Here is a 22,336-nt window from a genome sequence, read left to right on the forward strand (position 1 = left end):
GGAGCGGGCCGCCAGACCCACGGCGTCGCGTCCGGGCTCAGGCTCCCGAGCCGGGAGCGGGCCGCCAGACCCACGGCGTCGCGTCCGGGCTCAGGCTCCCGAGCCGGGAGCGGGCCGCCAGACCCACGGCGTCGCGTCCGGGCTCAGGCCCACGGCGCACAGCCGGTGGCTCGCGTCCGTGACCAGCGTCGAGGTGCCCACCGTCGCGATGTCGCGGGGCGGGCGGACGGGGGAGTCGCCGGACTCGGCGTCGATCAGCTGTATCGCGCCGTTCATGCCGCGGCCCAGCACCATCAGCGAGTCCCTGCCGCCGCGCCGGGGCAGGGTGGCGGCGGCGAGCGCGCCGTAGCCGGGGAAGCCGCGCAGGCCGGAGCCGGCGGTCTGCTCGGCGCCCGCGCCGTCCTGCGCCAGCCGGTAGGCGGTCGGCTCGGCGGTGGCCGGGGTGCGGTAGACGACGGTCAGCGCCCCGTCCTGGCCCAGGGCCGCGCCGACCTGGTCGCCGCCGGGGCCCGGCAGGCCCCTGAGCGGCATGTGGCGCACCGGCCCGCCGGGGGCCTCCTGGCTCCAGTGGTGCACGGTGTCGCGGCCGGCGCCGAAGACGTGGACGCGCTGCTGCCTGTCCAGGGCGACGGTGAGGCCCTCCTGGATCTCCTGGCCGTGCAGGCTCTGCCACTTCCCCCAGGTGCCGTCGGCCTCCCGCACCCGGCTGGAGAGGCCCTTGCCGGCGTTGCGGACGAAGAGGTGGACGCGGCCGTCGGGGGTGGCGACGGCGGCGGGCATGCCCACGCGGCGGCCCCGCTCGGTCTTGCGCTCGGGGTTGCCCAGGCCCGCCCAGCCCTTGAAGGGGCCGCCGGGGGCGCGCTGCTCCAGGACGACGATCTCGCGGCTGTTGGCGCGGCCCTGGCCCTCCAGCGCGGAGAAGCGCAGCGCGAACAGCAGCCTGCGGCCCTTGGCGTCCCTGACGGCCGCCAGGGAGGGCGCCAGGGGGCCGCCGCCCAGGTTCTGCGGCGGGCCCCAGCGGCCGCTGCCGGCGGACGTCTCCTGCCAGCGCACGGCCTGCAGGCCGAGCACGCCGTAGGCCTCCAGGCGGCCCGCGCGGTCGCTGTCGGCGACGGGCAGGGCGCCGGGGTAGCGGTAGTGGGTGGAGCGGATCCAGCCCTTGCGGTTCTTCAGGGGGCGCTCGCCGCCCTGCCCGTAGTCGCCGCAGCCGGTGGTGTTGCCGCAGTTCCAGGCGGGGTCGCCGCCGTAGGCCGAGACGAGGCGGTGCTTGTCCTCGACGACCTTGGAGGGGAGGTTGTGCGGCCAGCGCTGGTTGTAGTAGCCGCGGAAGGCGTTCACGGCGAAGCGCGGCGGGTGGCCCTCGCGCCGGGTGGCGTCCGCGACCCACTGGGCGAGCGCCTTCCAGGTGAACAGCGCGGTGGGGGTGTGGTCGCGGTGGTCCGAGCACGCCCCGTAGTCGTTGTCCTTGGGGTGCGTGGCGTCGTGGACCTGGTAGTCGGGGTCGGGGTCCATGGTGTGCACCACGGTCGGCCGGAACTTCGCCATGATCGTGGCCAGGACGTCGACCACGGTCTTGTGCCGGTAGGTGCTCACGGCCGTGCAGGGGGAGTCCGCGGCGACCAGGCTCTGCATCATCGCGTAGGGGCGCTCCCACAGCTGGGGCAGCCGGGTGTTGCCCGCCGTGGAGAGCATGGCGATGTTGAGGAAGATCAGCCGGGCCCGGCGCCGGCCGTTGGTGAGCTCGTTGGTCTCGGCCTGGACTCCACCCGGAAGGTCCATGACCGACTTCTTCCATGGGGTGAACTTGTCGCGGCCGATCATCTCGGCGTAGGCCTGGCGCAGGCCCTGGTGGCGGGCGGAGGAGTAGGCCGCCTTGTCGGGCCTGGGCGGGGGCATGCCCGGGATCCAGTTCTGCCCCACCGCCTCGCCGGCGGTGACGTAGACGGAGACGACGGGGACGCCGGAGGAGACCAGGTGCTGGGCGTCGGGGTTCATGAAGAACAGGTCGTCGTCGGGGTGCGCCATGATCTGCAGCAGCAGGGGGTTGCCGGCGGTGGTGAAGGACTGCGCGGCGCCGGGGTCGACGGAGCTTATGGCCTCGGGGGATGATGTGACCCGGCCCGAGCCGCCGCTGCATCCGGTGGCGGTGACCGCCGTGGTGGCGGCGATACCGGCGAGTACCGCCCGGCGTGACATGCCCCTGCGCTGTGAGATGTTCAACTAAGAGACTCCTCCCGTCGTGCAGCGCGCAGTCCCCGGCTGCCCCAGCGTGATAAGGGACGGCTGGGGCTCCTCGGGGGTTGCCCTAGCCCTGACAAAGCATGCTGGGGAGTGATACGGCCGTGACGCCAGGCCGTTCGCGACCATAGTGTCCCGTATGTCGGCGGGGTGGTTTGACAAGTGGGCCGGTCGGGGTACCGTCTTCGGCCGCGATTGGCGCCTCTTCGGGACCGTATGGCACACTGTTCAGGTTGCTCGGTTGAGTGCCGATGCTGCGCGCCTCCCGCCGGGAGGACTGGAAGCGAGTCCCGCAGTACTCGTCGTCCCTCATCAGGGGCGGAAGTACGGGAATCTTCCGGGAAGTGTCAGCGGGGCCCCAGCCAGGCGCTCGGTGGGTGTCTTTCCCCCACGAACCCCTTGAGCAGGGAATTTCCTTGGGAAATTTTGCTGGAAGGGGCGCGACACGCCCGACCGCGTGGGTCGGAGGTGGAGCGGAGAACGGCAGTGTTCCGGGAAGTTTCCGGTACGCGGCTCACCGAGTCCCAGAGCGTTACGAGAGACAGGACTACGAAGTAGCCATGGCGGGACAGAAGATCCGCATCCGGCTCAAGGCCTACGACCACGAGGTCATCGACTCCTCGGCGAAGAAGATCGTCGAGACGGTGACGCGCACTGGTGCGTCGGTCGCGGGCCCGGTGCCGCTGCCCACTGAGAAGAACGTGTACTGCGTCATCAAGTCGCCGCACAAGTACAAGGACTCGCGCGAGCACTTCGAGATGCGCACGCACAAGCGCCTCATCGACATCCTCGACCCCACGCCGAAGACGGTTGACTCGCTCATGCGTCTCGACCTGCCGGCTGGCGTCGACATCGAGATCAAGCTCTGAGGTGACGCGCGAGATGGCTAAGAACATTAAGGGCGTCCTGGGCGAGAAGCTCGGCATGACCCAGGTCTGGGACGAGAACAACCGGGTTGTCCCGGTGACCGTCGTCAAGGCCGGGCCCTGCGTCGTCACCCAGGTCCGCACCAACGACATCGACGGCTACGAGTCGGTCCAGATCGCCTTCGGCGAGATCGACCCGCGCAAGGTGAACAAGCCCCTCAAGGGCCACTTCGCCAAGGCCGACGTCACCCCGCGCCGCCACCTGGTGGAGCTGCGTACCGCTGACGCCAGCGAGTACACGCTCGGCCAGGAGATCACCGCTGCCGTGTTCGAGTCGGGCGTCAAGGTTGACGTCACCGGCAAGAGCAAGGGCAAGGGCTTCGCCGGTGTCATGAAGCGTCACAACTTCCGTGGCCTCGGCGCCGGGCACGGCACCCAGCGCAAGCACCGCTCCCCCGGTTCCATCGGTGGCTGCGCCACCCCGGGCCGTGTGTTCAAGGGCCTCCGCATGGCGGGCCGCATGGGCAACGAGCGGGTCACCACCCAGAACCTGACCGTCCACGCCGTTGACGCGGAGAAGGGCCTGCTCCTGATCAAGGGCGCGGTTCCTGGTCCGAACGGCGGCCTCGTCCTGGTCCGTACCGCGGCCAAGGGGGCCTGAGGTAACGATGAGCACCATTGACATCCTTTCGCCGGCAGGCGACAAGGCCGGGACCGTCGAGCTCCCCTCGGAGATCTTCGACGCGAAGGTCAGCATTCCGCTGATCCACCAGGTCGTCGTCGCCCAGCTGGCCGCTGCCCGTCAGGGCACGCACAAGACCAAGACCCGTGGCGAGGTCCGCGGCGGTGGCAAGAAGCCTTACCGCCAGAAGGGCACCGGTCGCGCCCGTCAGGGTTCGACCCGCGCGCCGCAGTTCGCCGGTGGTGGCGTCGTGCACGGTCCCGTGCCGCGTGACTACTCGCAGCGGACCCCGAAGAAGATGAAGGTCGCCGCTCTGCGTGGCGCCCTCTCCGACCGGGCCCGCCACAGCCGTATCCACGTCGTCTCCGGCGTGGTCGACGGCGCGGTGTCCACCAAGGCCGCCAAGAACCTGCTCGGCAAGATCTCGGAGCGCAAGAACGTGCTCCTGGTCGCCGACCGGTCCGACGAGGCCGCGTGGCTGTCCGCCCGTAACCTGCCCCAGGTGCACATCCTGGAGCCGGGCCAGCTGAACACGTACGACGTGCTCGTCTCGGACGACGTGGTCTTCACCCAGGCCGCCTTCGAGTCCTTCGTGTCTGGCCCCAAGGCCATTGAGACCGAAGGGAGCGAGGCCTGATGACTGAGGCTGTCGTCACCAGCAAGACCTTCACGGACCCGCGCGACCTTCTGGTCAAGCCGGTTGTCTCGGAGAAGAGCTACGCGCTGCTGGACGAGAACAAGTACACGTTCATCGTCGACCCGCGCGCCAACAAGACCCAGATCAAGCAGGCCGTCGAGGCGGTCTTCTCGGTCAAGGTCACCGGGGTCAACACGATCAACCGTCAGGGCAAGCGCAAGCGCACCCGCACCGGTTTCGGCAAGCGCGCCAACACCAAGCGCGCCATCGTGACCCTCGCCGAGGGCGACCGTATCGACATCTTCGGCGGCCCGGTCTCCTAACCAGGAGTCCGAGTCGTCCGGAATCGGACGAGGACTGAGAAATGGGTATCCGCAAGTACAAGCCGACGACCCCGGGCCGTCGTGGCTCCAGCGTCGCCGACTTCGTCGAGATCACGCGGTCCACGCCGGAGAAGTCGCTGGTCCGCCCGCTGCACAGCAAGGGTGGCCGTAACAACACCGGTCGCGTGACCGTCCGCCACCAGGGTGGCGGCCACAAGCGCGCCTACCGCGTGATCGACTTCCGTCGTCACGACAAGGACGGCGTGCCGGCCAAGGTCGCTCACATCGAGTACGACCCGAACCGCACCGCGCGCATCGCGCTCCTGCACTACGCAGACGGCGAGAAGCGCTACATCATCGCCCCGGCGAAGCTGGGCCAGGGCGACCTGGTCGAGAACGGCCCCACGGCCGACATCAAGCCGGGCAACAACCTCCCGCTGCGCAACATCCCGGTCGGTACCACGATCCACGCGATCGAGCTCCGTCCCGGTGGTGGCGCCAAGTTCGCCCGCTCCGCCGGTTCGTCCGTGCAGCTGCTGGCGAAGGAGGGCGCTTACGCCCACCTGCGCATGCCGTCCGGCGAGGTCCGCCTGGTCGACGTCCGCTGCCGCGCCACCGTTGGCGAGGTCGGCAACGCCGAGCAGTCGAACATCAACTGGGGCAAGGCCGGCCGTATGCGCTGGAAGGGCGTTCGCCCGACCGTCCGCGGTGTCGCGATGAACCCGGTTGACCACCCGCACGGTGGTGGTGAGGGCAAGACCTCCGGTGGTCGCCACCCGGTCTCCCCGTGGGGTCAGAAGGAGGGTCGTACTCGTTCTCCCAAGAAGGCGAGCAACAAGTACATCGTCCGCCGCCGCAAGACGAACAAGAAGCGCTAGGAGCGGGTTTAGATGCCGCGTAGTCTCAAGAAGGGACCCTTCGTCGACGGACACCTCATCAAGAAGGTGGACGCTCAGAACGAGGCTGGTACCAAGAACGTCATCAAGACCTGGTCCCGTCGCTCCATGATCGTGCCGGCCATGCTCGGCCACACGCTCGCGGTGCACAACGGCAAGACGCACGTCCCGGTGTTCGTCACCGAGTCGATGGTCGGCCACAAGCTCGGCGAGTTCTCGCCGACCCGCACCTTCCGCGGCCACGTCAAGGACGACCGCAAGTCGAAGCGCCGCTAAAGGCGGGGTGTGAACGACTATGACTGACACCGAAGGGACAACCATGGAAGCCAGGGCCCAGGCGCGGTACATCCGCGTCACGCCCATGAAGGCCCGCCGCGTGGTGGACCTCATCCGTGGCATGGATGCCACGGAGGCTCAGGCGGTCCTGCGTTTCGCCCCGCAGGCCGCGAGCGTGCCGGTGGGCAAGGTGCTGGACAGCGCCATTGCCAACGCCGCGCACAACTACGACCACACGGACGCTTCGTCGCTGTACATCAGCGAGGCGTTCGTGGACGAGGGCCCGACCCTGAAGCGGTTCCGTCCGCGTGCCCAGGGCCGTGCCTACCGGATCCGCAAGCGGACCAGCCACATCACCGTGGTCGTCAGCAGCAAGGAAGGAACCCGGTAATGGGCCAGAAGGTTAACCCGCACGGGTTCCGGCTCGGCATCACCACCGACTTCAAGTCGCGTTGGTACGCCGACAAGCTGTACAAGGACTACGTCAAGGAAGACGTCGCCATTCGTCGCATGATGACGAAGGGCATGGAGCGCGCCGGTATCTCGAAGGTTGAGATCGAGCGCACCCGCGACCGCGTCCGCGTTGACATCCACACCGCCCGCCCGGGCATCGTCATCGGTCGCCGTGGCGCCGAGGCCGACCGCATCCGTGGCGAGCTGGAGAAGCTGACCGGCAAGCAGGTCCAGCTGAACATCCTCGAGGTCAAGAACCCCGAGGTCGACGCTCAGCTGGTGGCCCAGGCCGTCGCCGAGCAGCTGTCCTCCCGCGTCTCCTTCCGTCGCGCCATGCGTAAGAGCATGCAGTCGACGATGAAGGCCGGCGCCAAGGGCATCAAGATCCAGTGTGGTGGCCGTCTCGGCGGCGCCGAGATGTCCCGCTCGGAGTTCTACCGCGAGGGCCGTGTGCCCCTGCACACGCTCCGCGCGAACGTCGACTACGGCTTCTTCGAGGCCAAGACCACCTTCGGCCGCATCGGCGTGAAGGTCTGGATCTACAAGGGCGACGTCAAGAACATCGCCGAGGTCCGCGCCGAGAACGCCGCGGCGCGTGCGGGCAACCGCCCGTCCCGTGGCGCCGGCGACCGCCCGGCCCGTGGTGGCCGTGGTGGCGAGCGTGGCGGCCGCGGCCGCAAGCCGCAGCAGGCTGCCGAGGCCCCCAAGGCCGAGGCCACCACTGCTCCGGCTGAGTCCACCGGAACGGAGGCCTGACCGACATGCTGATCCCTCGCAGGGTCAAGCACCGCAAGCAGCACCACCCCAAGCGGAACGGCATGGCCAAGGGTGGCACTGAGCTCGCCTTCGGTGAGTACGGCATCCAGGCCCTGACCCCGGCCTACGTGACGAACCGGCAGATCGAGTCCGCTCGTATCGCCATGACCCGTCACATCAAGCGTGGCGGCAAGGTGTGGATCAACATCTACCCGGACCGTCCGCTGACGAAGAAGCCGGCCGAGACCCGCATGGGTTCCGGTAAGGGTTCTCCGGAGTGGTGGATCGCGAACGTCAAGCCCGGTCGGGTGATGTTCGAGCTGTCCTTCCCGAACGAAAAGGTCGCTAAGGAGGCGCTCACCCGCGCCGCCCACAAGCTTCCGATGAAGTGCCGCATTGTTCGGCGCGAGGCAGGTGAGTCGTGATGGCCGCTGGTATCAAGGCGACCGAGCTGCGTGAGCTGAACGACGAGGACCTCGTCGCGAAGCTCCGTGAGGCCAAGGAAGAGCTGTTCAACCTCCGCTTCCAGGCGGCGACCGGGCAGCTCGAGAACCACGGTCGGCTCAAGTCCGTCCGTAAGGACATCGCCCGGATCTACACCCTGATGCGCGAGCGTGAGCTGGGCATCGAGACGGTGGAGAGCGCCTGATGAGCGAGAAGAATGTGACTGAGACGAACGAGCGCGGCTTCCGCAAGACCCGTGAGGGTCTCGTCGTCAGCGACAAGATGGACAAGACCGTCGTCGTCGCTGTCGAGGACCGCGTCAAGCACGCGCTGTACGGCAAGGTCATCCGCCGTACCAACAAGCTCAAGGCGCACGACGAGCAGAACGCTGCCGGTGTCGGCGACCGCGTCCTCCTGATGGAGACCCGGCCGCTGTCCGCCACCAAGCGCTGGCGCGTCGTCGAGATCCTCGAGAAGGCCAAGTAATTCCTGAGGGCAGTTAGCCCTTAGGCAAGTTCCGCCAGGCTCGGTGAGGGGCTTCGCAAGGAGCCCCTCACCGGGAACCGGCAGACGATCAGGAGATAGACGTGATCCAGCAGGAGTCGCGACTTCGCGTCGCCGACAACACTGGTGCCAAGGAGATCCTTTGCATCCGTGTTCTCGGTGGCTCGGGTCGCCGCTACGCGGGCATCGGTGACGTCATCGTCGCCACCGTCAAGGACGCGATCCCCGGTGGCAACGTGAAGAAGGGTGACGTCGTCAAGGCGGTCATCGTTCGCACCGTCAAGGAGCGCCGCCGTCCGGACGGCTCGTACATCCGCTTCGACGAGAACGCGGCCGTCATCCTCAAGAACGACGGTGACCCCCGCGGCACCCGTATCTTCGGCCCCGTGGGCCGAGAGCTGCGCGAGAAGAAGTTCATGAAGATCGTCTCGCTCGCGCCGGAGGTGCTGTAACCGATGAAGATCAAGAAGGGCGACCTGGTTCAGGTCATCACCGGTAAGGACAAGGGCAAGCAGGGCAAGGTCATCGTGGCCATGCCCAGCGAGAACCGCGTCCTCGTCGAGGGTGTCAACCGGGTCAAGAAGCACACCAAGGCCGGCCAGACCGCTCGTGGTTCGCAGACCGGCGGCATCGTCACGACCGAGGCCCCCATCCACGTGAGCAACGTTCAGCTCGTCGTGGAGAAGGACGGCAAGAAGGTCGTCACGCGTGTCGGTTACCGCTTCGACGAGAACGGCAACAAGATCCGCGTTGCCAAGCGCACCGGTGAGGACATCTGATGACTGCCACCACCAACGCGCCGCGTCTCAAGCTGCGCTACCGCGAAGAGATCGTCGGCAAGCTGCGTGAGGAGTTCTCCTACGAGAACATCATGCAGGTTCCCGGCCTGACCAAGATCGTGGTCAACATGGGTGTGGGCGACGCCGCCCGCGACTCCAAGCTGATCGAGGGCGCCATCCGCGACCTCACCACGATCACCGGCCAGAAGCCCGCCGTCACCAAGGCTCGCAAGTCCATCGCGCAGTTCAAGCTGCGTGAGGGCCAGCCGATCGGCGCCCACGTCACCCTCCGTGGTGACCGCATGTGGGAGTTCCTGGACCGCACCCTGTCGCTCGCGCTCCCGCGCATCCGCGACTTCCGTGGTCTGTCCCCGAAGCAGTTCGACGGTCGGGGCAACTACACCTTCGGTCTCACGGAGCAGGTCATGTTCCACGAGATCGACCAGGACAAGATCGACCGCGTCCGGGGTATGGACATCACCGTGGTCACCACGGCGACCAACGACGACGAGGGCCGCGCCCTCCTCCGTCACCTCGGCTTCCCCTTCAAGGAGGCGTGACCGAGATGGCGAAGAAGTCTCTGATCGCGAAGGCCGCGCGCAAGCCCAAGTTCGCGGTTCGTGCGTACACCCGTTGCAACCGCTGCGGCCGTCCGCACTCCGTGTACCGCAAGTTCGGCCTCTGCCGCGTGTGCCTTCGTGAGATGGCTCACCGTGGCGAGCTGCCGGGCGTGACCAAGAGCTCCTGGTAACAACCCACTTGGGTTGACCAGGACTCTCGGTAAGCATCAAGGACGGTGGGGCCCGGTCCTTCACTCGCGTAGAGTTGAAGGGTTGGGCGCCCGCCGCCCATGACCGTCTTACTACGCCGTAGGTCCCCGCGCCGCACCCGCTCCGACTCAGTTCGGGGAGAGGGATGGCGCAGATAGGAAACCCCGGCGAGAGAGGCCGAAGGCCAAACATGACCATGACCGATCCGATCGCAGACATGCTGACCCGTCTGCGGAACGCGAACTCGGCTTACCACGACTCCGTGGCGATGCCCCACAGCAAGATCAAGGCGCACATCGCCGAGATCCTGCAGCAGGAGGGCTACATCGCCGGCTGGAAGGTCGAGGACGCCGAGGTCGGCAAGAAGCTCGTCGTCGACCTCAAGTTCGGCCCGAACCGTGAGCGCTCCATCGCGGGCATCAAGCGGATCTCGAAGCCGGGCCTCCGGGTCTACGCAAAGTCCACCAACCTGCCGAAGGTCCTCGGCGGCCTGGGCGTGGCGATCATCTCCACGTCCCACGGTCTCCTGACCGGCCAGCAGGCCAGCAAGAAGGGCGTGGGTGGGGAAGTCCTCGCCTACGTCTGGTAATCGGGAACGGAGGAAAAGCTAATGTCGCGTATTGGCAAGCTGCCCATCCAGGTTCCCGCTGGTGTGGACGTCACCATCGATGGCCGCACGGTTTCGGTGAAGGGTCCCAAGGGCACCCTGAGCCACACCGTTGCCGCTCCCATCGAGATCGCCAAGGGCGAGGACGGCGTTCTGAACGTCACCCGTCCCAACGACGAGCGTCAGAACAAGGCCCTGCACGGCCTGTCCCGCACGCTGGTGGCGAACATGATCACCGGCGTGACCCAGGGCTACAGCAAGGCTCTTGAGATCAGCGGTGTCGGTTACCGCGTCCAGGCGAAGGGCTCCAACCTGGAGTTCGCCCTGGGCTACAGCCACCCGATCCTGATCGAGGCCCCCGAGGGCATCACCTTCAAGGTCGAGTCGCCCACCAAGCTCAGCGTCGAGGGCATCGACAAGCAGAAGGTCGGCGAGGTTGCCGCCAACATCCGCAAGCTTCGCAAGCCCGACCCCTACAAGGCCAAGGGCGTGAAGTACGCGGGTGAGGTCATCCGCCGCAAGGTCGGAAAGGCTGGTAAGTAAGCCATGGCATACGGTGTGAAGATCGCCAAGGGTGACGCCTACAAGCGCGCCGCCAAGCAGCGCCGCCACATCCGCATCCGCAAGAACATGTCGGGTACGGCCGAGCGCCCGCGTCTCGTCGTGACGCGCTCCAACCGTGGCATCACCGCTCAGGTCATCGACGACCTCAAGGGTCACACCCTGGCGTCGGCGTCGCACCTGGACGCGTCCATCCGCGGTGCCGAGGGCGACAAGAGCGCCCAGGCCACGAAGGTGGGCGCCCTGGTCGCCGAGCGTGCCAAGGCCGCCGGCGTCGAGGCCGTCGTGTTCGACCGCGGTGGCAACCAGTACGCCGGGCGCATCGCCGCTCTGGCGGACGCCGCCCGCGAAGCCGGGCTGAAGTTCTAAGCCCCGGTTCCGGAGCTAGCGGACGTAACAGAGAGAGGTAAATCCAATGGCTGGACCCCAGCGCCGCGGAAGCGGTGCCGGTGGCGGCGAGCGGCGGGACCGGAAGGGCCGTGACGGTGGCGCTGCCGCCGAGAAGACCGCGTACGTTGAGCGCGTAGTCGCGATCAACCGCGTCGCCAAGGTTGTCAAGGGTGGTCGCCGCTTCAGCTTCACCGCGCTGGTCGTGGTGGGCGACGGTGACGGCACGGTCGGTGTCGGTTACGGCAAGGCCAAGGAAGTTCCGGCTGCCATCGCCAAGGGCGTGGAAGAGGCCAAGAAGAACTTCTTCAAGGTCCCCCGTATCCAGGGCACCATCCCCCACCCGATCCAGGGCGAGAAGGCGGCCGGTGTCGTCCTGCTCAAGCCCGCCACCCCCGGTACCGGTGTTATCGCCGGTGGCCCGGTGCGTGCGGTGCTCGAGTGCGCCGGCGTCCACGACATCCTGTCGAAGTCGCTCGGTTCGTCGAACCCGATCAACATCGTGCACGCCACGGTGACCGCGCTTCAGGGCCTTCAGCGCCCCGAGGAGATCGCGGCCCGTCGTGGCCTGCCGCTCGAGGACGTTGCTCCCGCCGCTCTGCTGCGGGCGCGTGCAGGGGCGGGTGCGTAATGGCTCGCCTCAAGGTCACGCAGGTCAAGTCCTACATCGGCAGCAAGCAGAACCACCGCGACACCCTGCGTTCGCTTGGTCTCAAGCGCATGAACGACACGGTTGTCAAGGAGGACCGTCCCGAGATCCGCGGCATGGTGCACACCGTCCGCCACCTCGTGACGGTTGAGGAGGTCGACTGACATGGCGGAGAACAACCCGCTGAAGGTCCACAACCTCCGTCCTGCCCCCGGCGCCAAGACCGCCAAGACCCGTGTGGGTCGTGGTGAGGCGTCCAAGGGTAAGACCGCAGGTCGTGGTACCAAGGGCACCAAGGCCCGTTACCAGGTTCCGGAGCGCTTCGAGGGTGGGCAGATGCCCCTCCACATGCGTCTCCCGAAGCTCAAGGGCTTCAAGAACCCCGCCCACAAGCAGTTCCAGGTCGTGAACCTGGACAAGCTGGCCGCGCTCTACCCGCAGGGTGGCGAGGTCACGGTGGCCGACCTGGTCGCCAAGGGTGCCGTTCGCAAGAACGAGCTCGTCAAGGTCCTTGGCCAGGGCGAGATCTCCGTGGCGCTGCAGGTGACGGTCGACGCCGTCTCCAGCTCCGCCCAGGAGAAGATTGCCGCCGCCGGCGGCACCGTCACCGAGCTCATCTGAGTTCGTTGATCTGACAACCGGGGATGTCCCAAAAGGGGCATCCCCGGTTGGTCGTTCCAAGGGGGGCACGGTCGCCGGTAAGGTGGCGTGCACTGTTAACCTCCGCACGGCCCCTGTCCGTGCGGATTTTGACTGATACGTAACTCGTAAGGTTCTGTCGATCCTTCAAGACCGTCACCTCTCACGCAGCCACGTGGGAGGCGCAGGAGGCACCGTGCTCACCGCGTTCGCCCGGGCGTTCAAAACGCCCGACCTGCGCAAGAAGCTGCTGTTCACGCTGGGCATCATGGTCCTCTTCCGGCTCGGGGCGCATGTGCCCGTGCCGGGCGTCGACTATCAGAACGTCCAGACGTGCATGGACCAGGCCAAGAGCGGGATGGGCCTTTTCGGCCTCGTGAACATGTTCAGCGGTGGTGCGCTGCTGCAGATCACGATCTTCGCGCTGGGGATCATGCCGTACATCACGGCGAGCATCATCCTCCAGCTGCTCACCGTCGTCATTCCGCGACTTGAGGCCCTCAAGAAGGAGGGCCAGTCCGGACAGACCAAGATCACGCAGTACACGCGCTATCTGACCGTCGCCCTCGCGGTGCTCCAGGGCACCGGTCTCGTGGCCACCGCGCGCAGCGGTGCGCTCTTCGGGAACTGCACGGTCGGAAACCAGATCGTTCCCAACCAGTCGATCTTCACCACGGTCGTCATGGTCATCACCATGACCGCGGGTACCGCGCTGATCATGTGGCTCGGTGAGCTCATCACCGACCGCGGCATCGGCAACGGCATGTCGATCCTGATGTTCACCTCCATCGCCGCCGGCTTCCCGAGCGCCCTGTGGGCGATCAAGATGCAGGGCAAGCTGATGGACGGCTGGCTCGAGTTCGGCCTGGTGATCCTCTGCGGTCTGGCCATGGTCGCGCTGGTCGTCTTCGTGGAGCAGGCCCAGCGCCGCATTCCCGTGCAGTACGCGAAGCGCATGATCGGCCGTCGTTCCTACGGCGGCACGTCCACGTACATCCCGCTGAAGGTGAACCAGGCCGGTGTGATCCCGGTCATCTTCGCCTCGTCGCTGCTCTACATCCCGGCGCTGCTCGTGCAGTTCACCGGCTCCAAGGCGGACTGGGCGAACTGGGTCCAGGCCAATCTGGTCAAGGGCGACCACCCGATCTACATGGTCACGTACTTCCTGCTGATCGTTTTCTTCGCCTTCTTCTACGTCGCCATCTCCTTCAACCCCGAAGAAGTTGCCGACAACATGAAGAAGTATGGTGGGTTCATTCCGGGCATCCGGGCCGGTCGTCCCACCGCGGAGTACCTGAGCTACGTGCTGAACCGCATCACGTGGCCTGGCTCGCTCTACCTGGGCCTGATCGCCCTGGTGCCCACCGTGGCACTGGTCACACTCAACGCAAACCAGAACTTCCCGTTCGGGGGAACCAGCATCCTGATCATCGTGGGTGTCGGTCTGGAGACTGTGAAGCAGATCGAGAGCCAGCTTCAGCAGCGCAACTACGAAGGGTTCCTCCGCTGATGCGAATCGTCCTCGTCGGCCCTCCCGGCGCCGGCAAGGGTACGCAGGCCGCGTACCTCGCCAAGAACCTCGGGATCCCGCACATCTCGACGGGTGACCTTTTCCGGGCGAACATCAGCCAGGGCACGCCGCTCGGCCAGAAGGCCCAGGAGTACATGCGCGCCGGCCAGCTGGTGCCGGACGAGGTCACCATCGGGATGGCCAAGGACCGCATGCAGGCGCCGGACGCCGCCGGCGGCTTCCTGCTCGACGGGTTCCCGCGCAACCTGGCCCAGGCCGAGGCCCTCGACGAGATCCTCAAGGGCGACGGCCTGACGCTGGACGCCGTCCTGGACCTCGAGGTGCCCGAGGACGAGGTCGTCAAGCGGATCGCCGGTCGCCGGATCTGCCGCAAGGACAGCAGCCACGTCTTCCACGCGATCTACAACCCGCCGGCCGCGGAGGGTGTCTGCGACACCTGCGGCGGCGAGCTGTACCAGCGCGAGGACGACAGCGAGGAGACCGTCCGCAAGCGGCTCGAGGTCTACCACAGCGAGACCGAGCCGATCATCGACTACTACAAGGCCCAGGGCCTCGTGGTGACGATCTCCGCCCTCGGCAAGGTCGCCGAGGTCACCCAGCGGGCCATGGCCGCGCTGGAGCGCGACTGAGACCCCTCGTACGGGTCGGATACGGCCGCGATGCCCTCCCGGGCGTCGCGGCCGTATTGTGTATGGGGCTGCCGCGCCCTCGCGCTGTGTGACGCTCCGGCTCCGCCGGGCGTCGCCGTCGTCCCGGACGTGCGGCACGCCCAGGCGGCCCCGGCCGCCGAAAGCCGCGGCCGAGCCGCGGAGAAGCCCAGTCGTCGGTTCAGGAAAGGCGTCAGCCGCAATGGTCGAGATCAAGACCCCGGAGCAGATCGCGAAGATGCGCGAGGCGGGGCTTGTCGTCGCCGCCATCCACGCGGCCACCCGGGAAGCCGCGGTGCCGGGCGCCACGACCAAGGACCTGGACATGGTCGCCCGCAAGGTCCTGGCCGAGCACGGGGCCAAGTCGAACTTCCTCGGGTACGGCGGTTTCCCCGCCACGATCTGCACCTCGGTGAACGAGGTCGTCGTCCACGGCATCCCGGACACCCGGACCGTCCTCAAGGACGGCGACATCATCTCCATCGACGCCGGCGCCATCGTCGACGGCTGGCACGGTGACGCGGCCTTCACGGCCTTCGTGGGCACCGGTCACGCTCCGGAGCTCGTGGAGCTCTCCCGGGTGACCGAGGAGTCCATGTGGGCCGGCATCGCGGCCGTGAAGAACGGCAACCGCCTGGTGGACATCTCCAAGGCCATCGAGGGCTACATCCGCCGCCAGCCCCGCCCGGCGAGCGGCAAGTACGGGATCATCGAGGACTACGGCGGCCACGGCATCGGCTCCGAGATGCACATGGACCCGCACCTGCTGAACTACGTCTCGCGCAAGCGCGGCAAGGGCCCCAAGCTGGTGCCGGGCTTCTGCATCGCGATCGAGCCCATGGTGAGCCTGGGCACCGCGAAGACGCACGTCCTGGAGGACGACTGGACGGTCCTCACGGACGACAAGAGCTGGTCCTCCCACTGGGAGCACTCCGTCGCCCTGACGGAGCAGGGCCCGCTGGTGCTCACCGCGGTCGACGGAGGCCGCGCCAAGCTGGCGGAGTACGGCGTCACGGCGGCGCCCGACCCGCTGGCGTAAGGATCTTCTCGGCAGGGCAAGCACCCTGGATTAGGCTTTCCGGTTGCCCTGACGTAGACTGATGCGTCGGCTCTCGTGTATCCGCATGCCTGCGTGCATATGGGGGAGTCGATCAAGGTAGCCGATTCGAAAGGCGAAGCGTGGCCAAGAAGCAAGGTGCCATCGAGATCGAGGGCACCGTGATCGAGTCTCTGCCGAACGCGATGTTCAAGGTGGAGCTCCAGAACGGTCACAAGGTCCTCGCGCACATCAGCGGCAAGATGCGCATGCACTACATCCGCATCCTTCCTGATGACCGGGTCGTCGTGGAGCTGTCTCCGTACGACCTGACGCGTGGCCGGATCGTCTACCGCTACAAGTAGATCTTGTCGACGCCCCACGCACGTGGGGCGGCGGCACTGACCCGGAGAACCTCACACCCATGAAGGTCAAGCCGAGCGTCAAGAAGATCTGCGACAAGTGCAAGGTGATCCGCCGCCACGGCCGGGTCATGGTCATCTGCGACAACCTGCGCCACAAGCAGCGCCAGGGCTGACGCAGAACCTGCACTCCGCAGTTTCTTCGCGCGACGCATAGCAATACGTACATACGCAGGGCCCGTCCAGCCCAGGCTGGCGACACCTCCGGCGGGGGCCGGGGACCCGGACGTACCGCTCTTCCAACAGGAAGCGCCGGCGGTCGGGAGTGGCACTGCGGAAGACCCCCGAGAATCAACTGGAGCCATTGAATGGCACGCGTTTCCGGTGTTGACATCCCGCGCGACAAGCGCGTGGAGGTTGCACTCACCTACGTCTTCGGTATCGGCCGCACCCAGTCGCAGGCGACTCTCGCCGCCACCGGTGTGAACCCGAACACCCGCGTTCGTGACCTTCCCGAAGAGGACCTGGTCAAGATCCGCGAGTACGTGGACGCCAACCTCAAGACCGAGGGTGACCTCCGTCGCGAGATCCAGGCCGACATCCGCCGCAAGGTCGAGATCGGCTGCTACCAGGGTCTGCGTCACCGTCGTGGCCTGCCCGTCCACGGTCAGCGCACCAGCACGAACGCCCGTACCCGCAAGGGCCCGCGTCGCGCCATCGCCGGCAAGAAGAAGCCGGGCAAGAAGTAGTCCGCAGCGGACGCTCACCAGCGGTCTTCGCTGTAGGACCGACCACCTCCCTCCATCAGGAGTAAGACATGCCCCCCAAGGGTCGTCAGGGCGCTGCCAAGAAGGTGCGCCGCAAGGAAAAGAAGAACGTCGCTCACGGCCACGCGCACATCAAGAGCACGTTCAACAACACCATCGTTTCGATCACCGACCCCACGGGCAACGTGATCTCCTGGGCCTCCGCCGGCCACGTCGGCTTCAAGGGCTCGCGCAAGTCCACCCCCTTCGCCGCGCAGATGGCCGCCGAGTCGGCCGCCCGCCGCGCGCAGGAGCACGGCATGCGCAAGGTTGACGTCTTCGTCAAGGGTCCGGGTTCCGGTCGTGAGACCGCGATCCGTTCGCTGCAGGCGACCGGCCTCGAGGTCGGCTCCATCCAGGACGTCACCCCCACCCCGCACAACGGCTGCCGTCCGCCGAAGCGCCGCCGCGTCTGACGCACGGCCGCTGCCTTGAGAGTGTGGGCGGTACGGCTTCCCTCGCGGGGGCCGTGCCGCCCGTACCCTTGTAGTACCTCAGGACATCAAATAGTGGGTGTCCATGACTGAAGGATTCATCGCATGCTGATCGCTCAGCGCCCCTCGCTGACCGAAGAGGTCGTCGACGAGTTCCGCTCGCGGTTCGTGATCGAGCCGCTCGAGCCGGGCTTCGGCTACACCCTCGGCAACTCCCTGCGTCGTACGCTCCTCTCCTCGATCCCGGGTGCGGCGGTCACGTCCATCCGCATCGACGGTGTCCTGCACGAGTTCACCACCGTGCCGGGCGTCAAGGAGGACGTCACCGACCTCATCCTCAACATCAAGCAGCTGGTCGTCTCCTCGGAGCACGACGAGCCGGTCGTGATGTACCTGCGCAAGCAGGGTCCGGGTCTGGTCACCGCCGCCGACATCGCCCCGCCGGCCGGCGTCGAGGTGCACAACCCCGACCTGGTCCTGGCGACCCTGAACGCCAAGGGCAAGCTGGAGATGGAGCTGACCGTCGAGCGCGGTCGCGGCTACGTCTCCGCCGTGCAGAACAAGCAGGTGGGCCAGGAGATCGGCCGTATCCCGGTCGACTCCATCTACTCGCCGGTTCTCAAGGTCACCTACAAGGTCGAGGCGACCCGAGTCGAGCAGCGCACCGACTTCGACAAGCTGATCGTCGACGTCGAGACCAAGCAGGCCATGCGCCCGCGCGACGCCATGGCGTCCGCCGGTAAGACCCTGGTCGAGCTGTTCGGTCTGGCCCGCGAGCTCAACATCGACGCCGAGGGTATCGACATGGGCCCGTCCCCGACGGACGCCGCCCTGGCCGCCGACCTGGCGCTGCCGATCGAGGAGCTCGAGCTCACCGTTCGGTCCTACAACTGCCTCAAGCGCGAGGGCATCCACTCCGTGGGTGAGCTCGTCGCCCGCTCCGAGGCCGACCTGCTCGACATCCGCAACTTCGGTGCGAAGTCGATCGACGAGGTCAAGGCGAAGCTGGCCGGCATGGGCCTGGCCCTCAAGGACAGCCCGCCCGGATTCGACCCGACCGCCGCCGCGGATGCCTTTGGCGCCGACGATGACGCGGATGCGGGTTTTGTCGAGACCGAGCAGTACTGACGGTCTTCGGCTGCGGGTCCGCTTCGGCTGATCGCGCAGTTCCCCGCGCCCCTTACGGGGCGCGGGTCTCCGACGGGCGACCGCCCGCTCGGATACTGACTCCGGTACCTGATACGGCCGGGGCAGACACCTAGGAGAAACACCATGCCGCGTCCCACCAAGGGTGCCCGTCTGGGCGGCGGTGCCGCGCACGAGAAGCTGATGCTGGCGAACCTCGCCAAGTCGCTCTTCGAGCACGGCCGCATCACCACGACCGAGGCCAAGGCCCGCCGCCTGCGTCCGGTCGCCGAGCGTCTGATCACCAAGGCGAAGAAGGGCGACATCCACAACCGTCGCCAGGTGCTGCAGACGATCACGGACAAGGGCATCGTCCACGTGCTCTTCACCGAGATCGCTCCGCGCTTCGCCGAGCGTCCGGGTGGCTACACCCGCATCACCAAGATCGGTAACCGCCGTGGCGACAACGCGCCCATGGCCGTGATCGAGCTGGTCGAGGGCGAGATCGCCAAGAAGGCGACCGTCGCCGAGGCCGAGGCCGCCACCAAGCGTGCGGTCAAGGAGTCCGAGGCCGCCGCCGAGGCTCCGGCCGAGGAGTCGAAGGACGCCTGACAACGCTGATGCGTGTCAGTGACGGGCCCGCCCCTTTCCGGGGGCGGGCCCGTCCCGCATTTCTGAGAGGAACACTCGGTGAGTGACGAGGTGGCACCCGGTTTCGTCCGGGTGCGGCTGGACCTGTCGTACGACGGCAAGGACTTCTCCGGCTGGGCCAAGCAGCGCGAGGGCCAGCGCACGGTCCAGGGCGAGCTCGAGGACGCGATCCGGACCGTGACCCGGTCCAAGGAGACGTACGAGCTGACGGTCGCCGGCCGTACGGACGCCGGGGTGCACGCGCGCGGCCAGGTCGCCCATGTCGATCTTCCGGCCGAGGTTTGGGCCGAACACGAGGACAAACTGTTGCGCCGGCTCGCCGGGCGGCTGTCGCACGACGTCCGCGTGTGGCGCGCGGCCGAGGCGCCGGCCGGTTTCAACGCGCGCTTCTCGGCGATATGGCGGCGCTACGCCTACCGTGTCGTCGACCACCCCGGGGGCGTGGACCCGCTGTTGCGCGGTCATGTCCTCTGGCATGACTGGCCGTTGGACGTCGACGCGATGAACGCGGCGGCGCGGAAGCTGGTCGGTGAGCACGACTTCGCCGCGTACTGCAAGAAGCGCGAGGGCGCGACGACGATCCGTACGCTGCAGCAGCTGAGCTGGGAGCGGGACGCGTCCGGCGTCATCACCGCCACCGTGCGGGCGGACGCCTTCTGCCACAACATGGTGCGTTCGCTGGTGGGCGCGATGCTGTTCGTCGGCGACGGGCACCGGCCGGTGGACTGGCCGGGCAAGGTGCTGGCGGCGGGTGTGCGGGACTCGGCGGTGCACGTGGTGCGGCCGCACGGGCTGACGCTGGAGGAGGTCGGCTATCCGGCGGACTCCGAGCTGGCCGCGCGGAACCTGGCGGCGCGCAACAAGCGGACGCTGCCGGGGGCGGGTTGCTGCTGACCTCATCTCCTGGGCGCCGAACGGGCCGGATCTTCCGGCCCGTTCGGCGTTTTCCCCGTCAGGAGCCTTCGGGTGCCGCCAAGTTGACCGCCAGGTCGCTGTTCACCGTGAAATACGGGCGGACGCCCGCGACCGTCGGGTAGAGGTCGGTCTTGTTGCGGTCGACGATGTCGCCGATGAGCCGGCCGACGCGGATCGGCGTGGCGCCGGGCGCGGTGCGCAGGGCCAGGTCCCACGTCGTGGCCCCGTCGCCGGCGCGGGCCGCGCGCAGGCGCTCGTACGGAACGGTGAAGCGGAAGGACGTGGCGTCCACGGCCTCCACATCCACGGTCACCTCGGAGGCGCTCTCCCCGCGCGGGGTGCCGAGGACGACCGGTTCGGCACCGGCGGCGAACTCCGCGCCGTACAGGGTGCCTTCGACGGTGAACGCGTCGCCGGCCGCCCGCACGGAACGGGCCTCGGCGTGGGCGTCGCGGTGCCAGGCCCGCAGCGCGAGGTAGCCGTCCACGGTCGGGTAGGGCACCCACCAGGTGAACGGGGCTCCCGGCAGCGGCTCCAGGTCCACCAGGCCGCGGCCCTCGGCGAGATGGGAGACCACCCGGCGGCGGGCCTTGTCGTCGGCCCGCACGACGTGCAGGTCCCAACGGCCTTCGCCCAGGCGCAGTTCGGCGCGCTTGAGGACGGCCGTGTACGGGCCGCCGCCGTCGGCGGGGGCGCGCAGGGGAACCTCGACGGGCTTGCCCTCCTTGCGGCGGGTGACGGTCAGGGACAGCTTCTCGCCGCTGAGGCCCTTGCTCTCCAGGGCGACGAGGATGTCGCCGCCTGCGTCGACGCGGCAGGAGGCGACCGGGCGCAGCGGCTTGCGGACGACGATGTCCTTGAGGACCTTCTTCACCGGCGGCGCGGCCGGCTTGGCCACCCGGCGGCGCAGCGGCCGGATGATCCTGCCGACCGTGCGGCGCAGCCGCTTGGCCAGGGGCAGGGGTCGCGGCGCGGTCGCGGGTGCGCTCGTGGGTTTGGTCGCCGTGGCGCGGGGGCCGCCGAGGCTGTCGATGAGCTCGAGATAGGCGTCGGCGATGCGCTCGGGGGCGTAACGCTGTGCGGAGGCGCGGGCGGCGGCGCCCATGGCGCGGCGCAGGTCCTCGTCCTCGATGAGCTTGAGCAGGCCCTTGGCGATGGCGTCGCTGTCGCCGACGGGGACGAGCAGGCCGTCCTCGCCGTCGGTGATGATCTCGCCGGGGCCGTGCGGGCAGTCGGTGGCGACCACGGGGACGCCGCAGCCCATGGCCTCGACGATGGTCATGCCGAAGGACTCCTCGCGGGAGGTCACGGCGGCGATCGAGCCCTTGGCCCACTCGGTCTCGATGGGGGAGTGGGCGCCCATGAGCGTGACGGCCTCGTTGAGGCCGAGGGTGTCGATCTGGGTGCGCAGCTTGGCCAGTTCGGGGCCGCGGCCGTAGATGCGCAGCTTCCAGTCGGGGTGGCCGGCCGCGACGGTCTCCCACGCCTTGACCAGCAGGTCGTAGCGCTTGACGGGGATGAGCCGGCCCGCGGCGACGACCAGCTTGGCGCTGCCGTCGGAGGGTTCGACCTCGGACGGGGGGCAGCCGTTGGGCAGGCAGACGATCGTGGTCTTGACGTCGGGGAAGCGTTCCCGGTGGGTGGCGGCGTCCGCTTCGGAGACCGTGGTGTGCGCGTCGAGGTGCGGGATGGCCGCGTCCTGGTAGGCGCGGATGGTCGGCTCGTGGGTGCCGTAGATCCGGTGCTCCTGGCCGATGCGCAGGTAGCGGTCCTGGCCGAACTCGGCGAGGTACATCACCAGGCCCGGCCGGGTGGCGACGACGACGTCGGCGTCGGTCTGCGCGAGGTGTTCGGCGACCCGCTGGTCGGTGAGCGCGCTGAAGTGGGCGCCCTTCGCCTCCACGGGCGGCACGTACTGGCTGTCCTGGGTGAGCAGCGGGTGGTCGCGGTCGGCGCCCTTCTCGGGGCGCCGGTCGATGAGGTTGACCAGCTTCACCTTGGGGTGCAGGGGGAGCCGGGGCTTCTCGCCGCTTCTGATGGTGGACACGATCTCCACGTCGTGCCGGGCGGCGAGGGCGCTCGCGACATTGAACGTGGAGCGGATGGTGCCGCCGATGCCGTAGGCGTTCTGCAAAAGGAAAGAGATCTTCATGGCGGTGTGTGCGCGACGCGCCGGGGGCGTCGCGTCCGTCCTTCCCCCTGGCCTGGGTGGTGTCCGGGTCTTCCCTTGCTGATCGGCCCGGCGGTTCCGCGTGATCCGAACCGCCGGTTGAGACCGTTGGGAGGGATTTCAGTTGCCTGCGCAGCCTACATTGTGGCTTGGGTCACGTCGCAAGAAGGTGTGGAGGTACCGCTCGGTGGG

33 protein-coding genes are annotated in these 22,336 nt (G+C 67.9%); 31 read left to right on the plus strand and 2 right to left on the minus strand.

What is annotated here, in order from left to right:
* Positions 1-90: 90 nt before the first annotated feature.
* A complete protein-coding gene (locus tag ABZ956_RS13585) occupies positions 91-2,220 on the minus strand; it encodes a PIG-L family deacetylase (protein WP_361891673.1) in 2,130 nt (709 codons plus the stop codon).
* A gap of 578 nt (positions 2,221-2,798) precedes the next feature.
* Here ABZ956_RS13585 and rpsJ point away from each other — a divergent pair.
* The 31 genes from rpsJ (at position 2,799) to truA (ending at position 19,953) form a co-directional block, all read left to right on the plus strand.
* Positions 2,799-3,107 carry a 30S ribosomal protein S10 gene (gene rpsJ / locus ABZ956_RS13590; protein WP_003948644.1) on the plus strand — a complete coding sequence of 103 codons (309 nt, stop codon included), beginning with the start codon at positions 2,799-2,801 and terminating at the stop codon, positions 3,105-3,107.
* Positions 3,108-3,120: 13 nt separating this feature from the next.
* A complete protein-coding gene (rplC, locus tag ABZ956_RS13595; protein WP_360909202.1) occupies positions 3,121-3,765 on the plus strand; it encodes a 50S ribosomal protein L3 in 645 nt (214 codons plus the stop codon).
* 7 nt (positions 3,766-3,772) lie between these two features.
* Positions 3,773-4,423 (plus strand): 50S ribosomal protein L4, encoded by a 651-nt coding sequence (rplD, locus tag ABZ956_RS13600; RefSeq protein ID WP_361891675.1) that lies wholly within the window; start codon positions 3,773-3,775, stop codon positions 4,421-4,423.
* A complete protein-coding gene (gene rplW / locus ABZ956_RS13605; RefSeq protein WP_361891678.1) occupies positions 4,423-4,746 on the plus strand; it encodes a 50S ribosomal protein L23 in 324 nt (107 codons plus the stop codon). Before rplD ends, rplW begins: the two co-directional genes overlap by 1 nt.
* A gap of 41 nt (positions 4,747-4,787) precedes the next feature.
* Entirely contained in the window at positions 4,788-5,624 is an 837-nt protein-coding gene (rplB, locus tag ABZ956_RS13610) for a 50S ribosomal protein L2 (RefSeq protein WP_184350341.1), read from the plus strand.
* Between the two features lie 12 nt (positions 5,625-5,636).
* Positions 5,637-5,918: a 30S ribosomal protein S19 gene (gene rpsS / locus ABZ956_RS13615; protein WP_004950443.1), complete on the plus strand. Its 282-nt coding sequence runs from the start codon at positions 5,637-5,639 to the stop codon at positions 5,916-5,918.
* Positions 5,919-5,961: 43 nt separating this feature from the next.
* Entirely contained in the window at positions 5,962-6,309 is a 348-nt protein-coding gene (rplV, locus tag ABZ956_RS13620; RefSeq protein WP_031012097.1) for a 50S ribosomal protein L22, read from the plus strand.
* A complete protein-coding gene (gene rpsC / locus ABZ956_RS13625; RefSeq protein WP_361891682.1) occupies positions 6,309-7,127 on the plus strand; it encodes a 30S ribosomal protein S3 in 819 nt (272 codons plus the stop codon). Before rplV ends, rpsC begins: the two co-directional genes overlap by 1 nt.
* Positions 7,128-7,132: 5 nt before the next feature.
* Positions 7,133-7,552, plus strand: a complete 420-nt coding sequence (rplP, locus tag ABZ956_RS13630; protein WP_030368409.1) for a 50S ribosomal protein L16 — start codon at positions 7,133-7,135, stop codon at positions 7,550-7,552.
* On the plus strand, positions 7,552-7,776 hold the full coding sequence (gene rpmC, locus ABZ956_RS13635; protein WP_030368408.1) for a 50S ribosomal protein L29: 225 nt from the start codon (positions 7,552-7,554) through the stop codon (positions 7,774-7,776). The genes rplP and rpmC overlap by 1 nt, the downstream gene beginning before the upstream one ends.
* On the plus strand, positions 7,776-8,057 hold the full coding sequence (gene rpsQ / locus ABZ956_RS13640) for a 30S ribosomal protein S17 (protein WP_019888756.1): 282 nt from the start codon (positions 7,776-7,778) through the stop codon (positions 8,055-8,057). Before rpmC ends, rpsQ begins: the two co-directional genes overlap by 1 nt.
* Before the next feature lie 101 nt (positions 8,058-8,158).
* Positions 8,159-8,527: a 50S ribosomal protein L14 gene (rplN, locus tag ABZ956_RS13645; protein WP_087927567.1), complete on the plus strand. Its 369-nt coding sequence runs from the start codon at positions 8,159-8,161 to the stop codon at positions 8,525-8,527.
* 3 nt (positions 8,528-8,530) lie between these two features.
* The gene (gene rplX / locus ABZ956_RS13650; protein ID WP_030368405.1) at positions 8,531-8,854 is read left to right on the plus strand and encodes a 50S ribosomal protein L24; all 324 of its coding nucleotides are present in this window, start codon (positions 8,531-8,533) and stop codon (positions 8,852-8,854) included.
* The gene (gene rplE, locus ABZ956_RS13655; RefSeq protein ID WP_086567288.1) at positions 8,854-9,414 is read left to right on the plus strand and encodes a 50S ribosomal protein L5; all 561 of its coding nucleotides are present in this window, start codon (positions 8,854-8,856) and stop codon (positions 9,412-9,414) included. The genes rplX and rplE overlap by 1 nt, the downstream gene beginning before the upstream one ends.
* Before the next feature lie 5 nt (positions 9,415-9,419).
* A complete protein-coding gene (locus ABZ956_RS13660; protein WP_071964550.1) occupies positions 9,420-9,605 on the plus strand; it encodes a type Z 30S ribosomal protein S14 in 186 nt (61 codons plus the stop codon).
* A gap of 209 nt (positions 9,606-9,814) precedes the next feature.
* Positions 9,815-10,213, plus strand: coding sequence for a 30S ribosomal protein S8 (gene rpsH / locus ABZ956_RS13665; RefSeq protein ID WP_071964540.1), 399 nt, complete (start codon positions 9,815-9,817; stop codon positions 10,211-10,213).
* A 21-nt stretch (positions 10,214-10,234) separates the two neighbouring features.
* Positions 10,235-10,774 carry a 50S ribosomal protein L6 gene (rplF, locus tag ABZ956_RS13670; RefSeq protein ID WP_361891690.1) on the plus strand — a complete coding sequence of 180 codons (540 nt, stop codon included), beginning with the start codon at positions 10,235-10,237 and terminating at the stop codon, positions 10,772-10,774.
* A 3-nt stretch (positions 10,775-10,777) separates the two neighbouring features.
* Positions 10,778-11,161 (plus strand): 50S ribosomal protein L18, encoded by a 384-nt coding sequence (gene rplR / locus ABZ956_RS13675; RefSeq protein WP_361891693.1) that lies wholly within the window; start codon positions 10,778-10,780, stop codon positions 11,159-11,161.
* Between the two features lie 46 nt (positions 11,162-11,207).
* Positions 11,208-11,810, plus strand: coding sequence for a 30S ribosomal protein S5 (rpsE, locus tag ABZ956_RS13680; protein WP_361891695.1), 603 nt, complete (start codon positions 11,208-11,210; stop codon positions 11,808-11,810).
* On the plus strand, positions 11,810-11,992 hold the full coding sequence (gene rpmD, locus ABZ956_RS13685; protein WP_361891697.1) for a 50S ribosomal protein L30: 183 nt from the start codon (positions 11,810-11,812) through the stop codon (positions 11,990-11,992). Before rpsE ends, rpmD begins: the two co-directional genes overlap by 1 nt.
* A gap of 1 nt (position 11,993) precedes the next feature.
* Positions 11,994-12,449 carry a 50S ribosomal protein L15 gene (gene rplO, locus ABZ956_RS13690; RefSeq protein WP_071964536.1) on the plus strand — a complete coding sequence of 152 codons (456 nt, stop codon included), beginning with the start codon at positions 11,994-11,996 and terminating at the stop codon, positions 12,447-12,449.
* A gap of 214 nt (positions 12,450-12,663) precedes the next feature.
* Positions 12,664-13,977: a preprotein translocase subunit SecY gene (gene secY / locus ABZ956_RS13695; RefSeq protein ID WP_361891700.1), complete on the plus strand. Its 1,314-nt coding sequence runs from the start codon at positions 12,664-12,666 to the stop codon at positions 13,975-13,977.
* Positions 13,977-14,627, plus strand: coding sequence for an adenylate kinase (locus tag ABZ956_RS13700; protein WP_361891702.1), 651 nt, complete (start codon positions 13,977-13,979; stop codon positions 14,625-14,627). Before secY ends, ABZ956_RS13700 begins: the two co-directional genes overlap by 1 nt.
* 220 nt (positions 14,628-14,847) lie before the next feature.
* Positions 14,848-15,684: a type I methionyl aminopeptidase gene (gene map / locus ABZ956_RS13705; RefSeq protein WP_361891705.1), complete on the plus strand. Its 837-nt coding sequence runs from the start codon at positions 14,848-14,850 to the stop codon at positions 15,682-15,684.
* Between the two features lie 140 nt (positions 15,685-15,824).
* Positions 15,825-16,046 carry a translation initiation factor IF-1 gene (gene infA, locus ABZ956_RS13710; RefSeq protein WP_003956442.1) on the plus strand — a complete coding sequence of 74 codons (222 nt, stop codon included), beginning with the start codon at positions 15,825-15,827 and terminating at the stop codon, positions 16,044-16,046.
* A gap of 59 nt (positions 16,047-16,105) precedes the next feature.
* Complete coding sequence (gene rpmJ, locus ABZ956_RS13715) at positions 16,106-16,219, plus strand: 50S ribosomal protein L36 (RefSeq protein WP_003956441.1); 114 nt, start codon at positions 16,106-16,108, stop codon at positions 16,217-16,219.
* Between the two features lie 192 nt (positions 16,220-16,411).
* Complete coding sequence (gene rpsM / locus ABZ956_RS13720; RefSeq protein ID WP_030368393.1) at positions 16,412-16,792, plus strand: 30S ribosomal protein S13; 381 nt, start codon at positions 16,412-16,414, stop codon at positions 16,790-16,792.
* 68 nt (positions 16,793-16,860) lie between these two features.
* Positions 16,861-17,265: a 30S ribosomal protein S11 gene (rpsK, locus tag ABZ956_RS13725; RefSeq protein ID WP_003948617.1), complete on the plus strand. Its 405-nt coding sequence runs from the start codon at positions 16,861-16,863 to the stop codon at positions 17,263-17,265.
* A 123-nt stretch (positions 17,266-17,388) separates the two neighbouring features.
* On the plus strand, positions 17,389-18,411 hold the full coding sequence (locus tag ABZ956_RS13730) for a DNA-directed RNA polymerase subunit alpha (protein ID WP_004946635.1): 1,023 nt from the start codon (positions 17,389-17,391) through the stop codon (positions 18,409-18,411).
* Between the two features lie 144 nt (positions 18,412-18,555).
* Positions 18,556-19,020: a 50S ribosomal protein L17 gene (gene rplQ / locus ABZ956_RS13735; RefSeq protein ID WP_030368392.1), complete on the plus strand. Its 465-nt coding sequence runs from the start codon at positions 18,556-18,558 to the stop codon at positions 19,018-19,020.
* Positions 19,021-19,098: 78 nt separating this feature from the next.
* Positions 19,099-19,953, plus strand: coding sequence for a tRNA pseudouridine(38-40) synthase TruA (gene truA, locus ABZ956_RS13740; RefSeq protein ID WP_361891709.1), 855 nt, complete (start codon positions 19,099-19,101; stop codon positions 19,951-19,953).
* A 58-nt stretch (positions 19,954-20,011) separates the two neighbouring features.
* On the opposite strand, the gene ABZ956_RS13745 is transcribed toward truA, so the two are convergent.
* Positions 20,012-22,126 (minus strand): glycosyltransferase family 4 protein, encoded by a 2,115-nt coding sequence (locus tag ABZ956_RS13745; protein WP_361891711.1) that lies wholly within the window; start codon positions 22,124-22,126, stop codon positions 20,012-20,014.
* Positions 22,127-22,336 lie beyond the last annotated feature (210 nt).

It is taken from the genome of Streptomyces sp. NPDC046261 (assembly GCF_040646235.1).
Taxonomy (GTDB): domain Bacteria; phylum Actinomycetota; class Actinomycetes; order Streptomycetales; family Streptomycetaceae; genus Streptomyces.

What these genes read in the sequence shown, in the direction of transcription:
- rpmD (WP_361891697.1), top strand. Translation starts at nt 11,810, where the DNA reads ATGGCTCGCCTCAAGGTCACGCAGGTCAAGTCCTACATCGGCAGCAAG.
- ABZ956_RS13745 (WP_361891711.1), bottom strand. Translation starts at nt 22,126, where the DNA reads ATGAAGATCTCTTTCCTTTTGCAGAACGCCTACGGCATCGGCGGCACC.
- rpmJ (WP_003956441.1), top strand. Translation starts at nt 16,106, where the DNA reads ATGAAGGTCAAGCCGAGCGTCAAGAAGATCTGCGACAAGTGCAAGGTG.
- rpsE (WP_361891695.1), top strand. Translation starts at nt 11,208, where the DNA reads ATGGCTGGACCCCAGCGCCGCGGAAGCGGTGCCGGTGGCGGCGAGCGG.
- rpsH (WP_071964540.1), top strand. Translation starts at nt 9,815, where the DNA reads ATGACCATGACCGATCCGATCGCAGACATGCTGACCCGTCTGCGGAAC.
- ABZ956_RS13660 (WP_071964550.1), top strand. Translation starts at nt 9,420, where the DNA reads ATGGCGAAGAAGTCTCTGATCGCGAAGGCCGCGCGCAAGCCCAAGTTC.
- ABZ956_RS13700 (WP_361891702.1), top strand. Translation starts at nt 13,977, where the DNA reads ATGCGAATCGTCCTCGTCGGCCCTCCCGGCGCCGGCAAGGGTACGCAG.
- rpsC (WP_361891682.1), top strand. Translation starts at nt 6,309, where the DNA reads ATGGGCCAGAAGGTTAACCCGCACGGGTTCCGGCTCGGCATCACCACC.
- rpsQ (WP_019888756.1), top strand. Translation starts at nt 7,776, where the DNA reads ATGAGCGAGAAGAATGTGACTGAGACGAACGAGCGCGGCTTCCGCAAG.
- rplW (WP_361891678.1), top strand. Translation starts at nt 4,423, where the DNA reads ATGACTGAGGCTGTCGTCACCAGCAAGACCTTCACGGACCCGCGCGAC.
- rpsM (WP_030368393.1), top strand. Translation starts at nt 16,412, where the DNA reads ATGGCACGCGTTTCCGGTGTTGACATCCCGCGCGACAAGCGCGTGGAG.
- rplR (WP_361891693.1), top strand. Translation starts at nt 10,778, where the DNA reads ATGGCATACGGTGTGAAGATCGCCAAGGGTGACGCCTACAAGCGCGCC.
- rplQ (WP_030368392.1), top strand. Translation starts at nt 18,556, where the DNA reads ATGCCGCGTCCCACCAAGGGTGCCCGTCTGGGCGGCGGTGCCGCGCAC.
- rplO (WP_071964536.1), top strand. Translation starts at nt 11,994, where the DNA reads ATGGCGGAGAACAACCCGCTGAAGGTCCACAACCTCCGTCCTGCCCCC.
- rpsK (WP_003948617.1), top strand. Translation starts at nt 16,861, where the DNA reads ATGCCCCCCAAGGGTCGTCAGGGCGCTGCCAAGAAGGTGCGCCGCAAG.
- rpmC (WP_030368408.1), top strand. Translation starts at nt 7,552, where the DNA reads ATGGCCGCTGGTATCAAGGCGACCGAGCTGCGTGAGCTGAACGACGAG.
- rplC (WP_360909202.1), top strand. Translation starts at nt 3,121, where the DNA reads ATGGCTAAGAACATTAAGGGCGTCCTGGGCGAGAAGCTCGGCATGACC.
- rplP (WP_030368409.1), top strand. Translation starts at nt 7,133, where the DNA reads ATGCTGATCCCTCGCAGGGTCAAGCACCGCAAGCAGCACCACCCCAAG.
- rpsS (WP_004950443.1), top strand. Translation starts at nt 5,637, where the DNA reads ATGCCGCGTAGTCTCAAGAAGGGACCCTTCGTCGACGGACACCTCATC.
- map (WP_361891705.1), top strand. Translation starts at nt 14,848, where the DNA reads ATGGTCGAGATCAAGACCCCGGAGCAGATCGCGAAGATGCGCGAGGCG.
- rplE (WP_086567288.1), top strand. Translation starts at nt 8,854, where the DNA reads ATGACTGCCACCACCAACGCGCCGCGTCTCAAGCTGCGCTACCGCGAA.
- ABZ956_RS13730 (WP_004946635.1), top strand. Translation starts at nt 17,389, where the DNA reads ATGCTGATCGCTCAGCGCCCCTCGCTGACCGAAGAGGTCGTCGACGAG.
- rplB (WP_184350341.1), top strand. Translation starts at nt 4,788, where the DNA reads ATGGGTATCCGCAAGTACAAGCCGACGACCCCGGGCCGTCGTGGCTCC.
- rplV (WP_031012097.1), top strand. Translation starts at nt 5,962, where the DNA reads ATGGAAGCCAGGGCCCAGGCGCGGTACATCCGCGTCACGCCCATGAAG.
- rplD (WP_361891675.1), top strand. Translation starts at nt 3,773, where the DNA reads ATGAGCACCATTGACATCCTTTCGCCGGCAGGCGACAAGGCCGGGACC.
- rpsJ (WP_003948644.1), top strand. Translation starts at nt 2,799, where the DNA reads ATGGCGGGACAGAAGATCCGCATCCGGCTCAAGGCCTACGACCACGAG.
- rplF (WP_361891690.1), top strand. Translation starts at nt 10,235, where the DNA reads ATGTCGCGTATTGGCAAGCTGCCCATCCAGGTTCCCGCTGGTGTGGAC.
- rplX (WP_030368405.1), top strand. Translation starts at nt 8,531, where the DNA reads ATGAAGATCAAGAAGGGCGACCTGGTTCAGGTCATCACCGGTAAGGAC.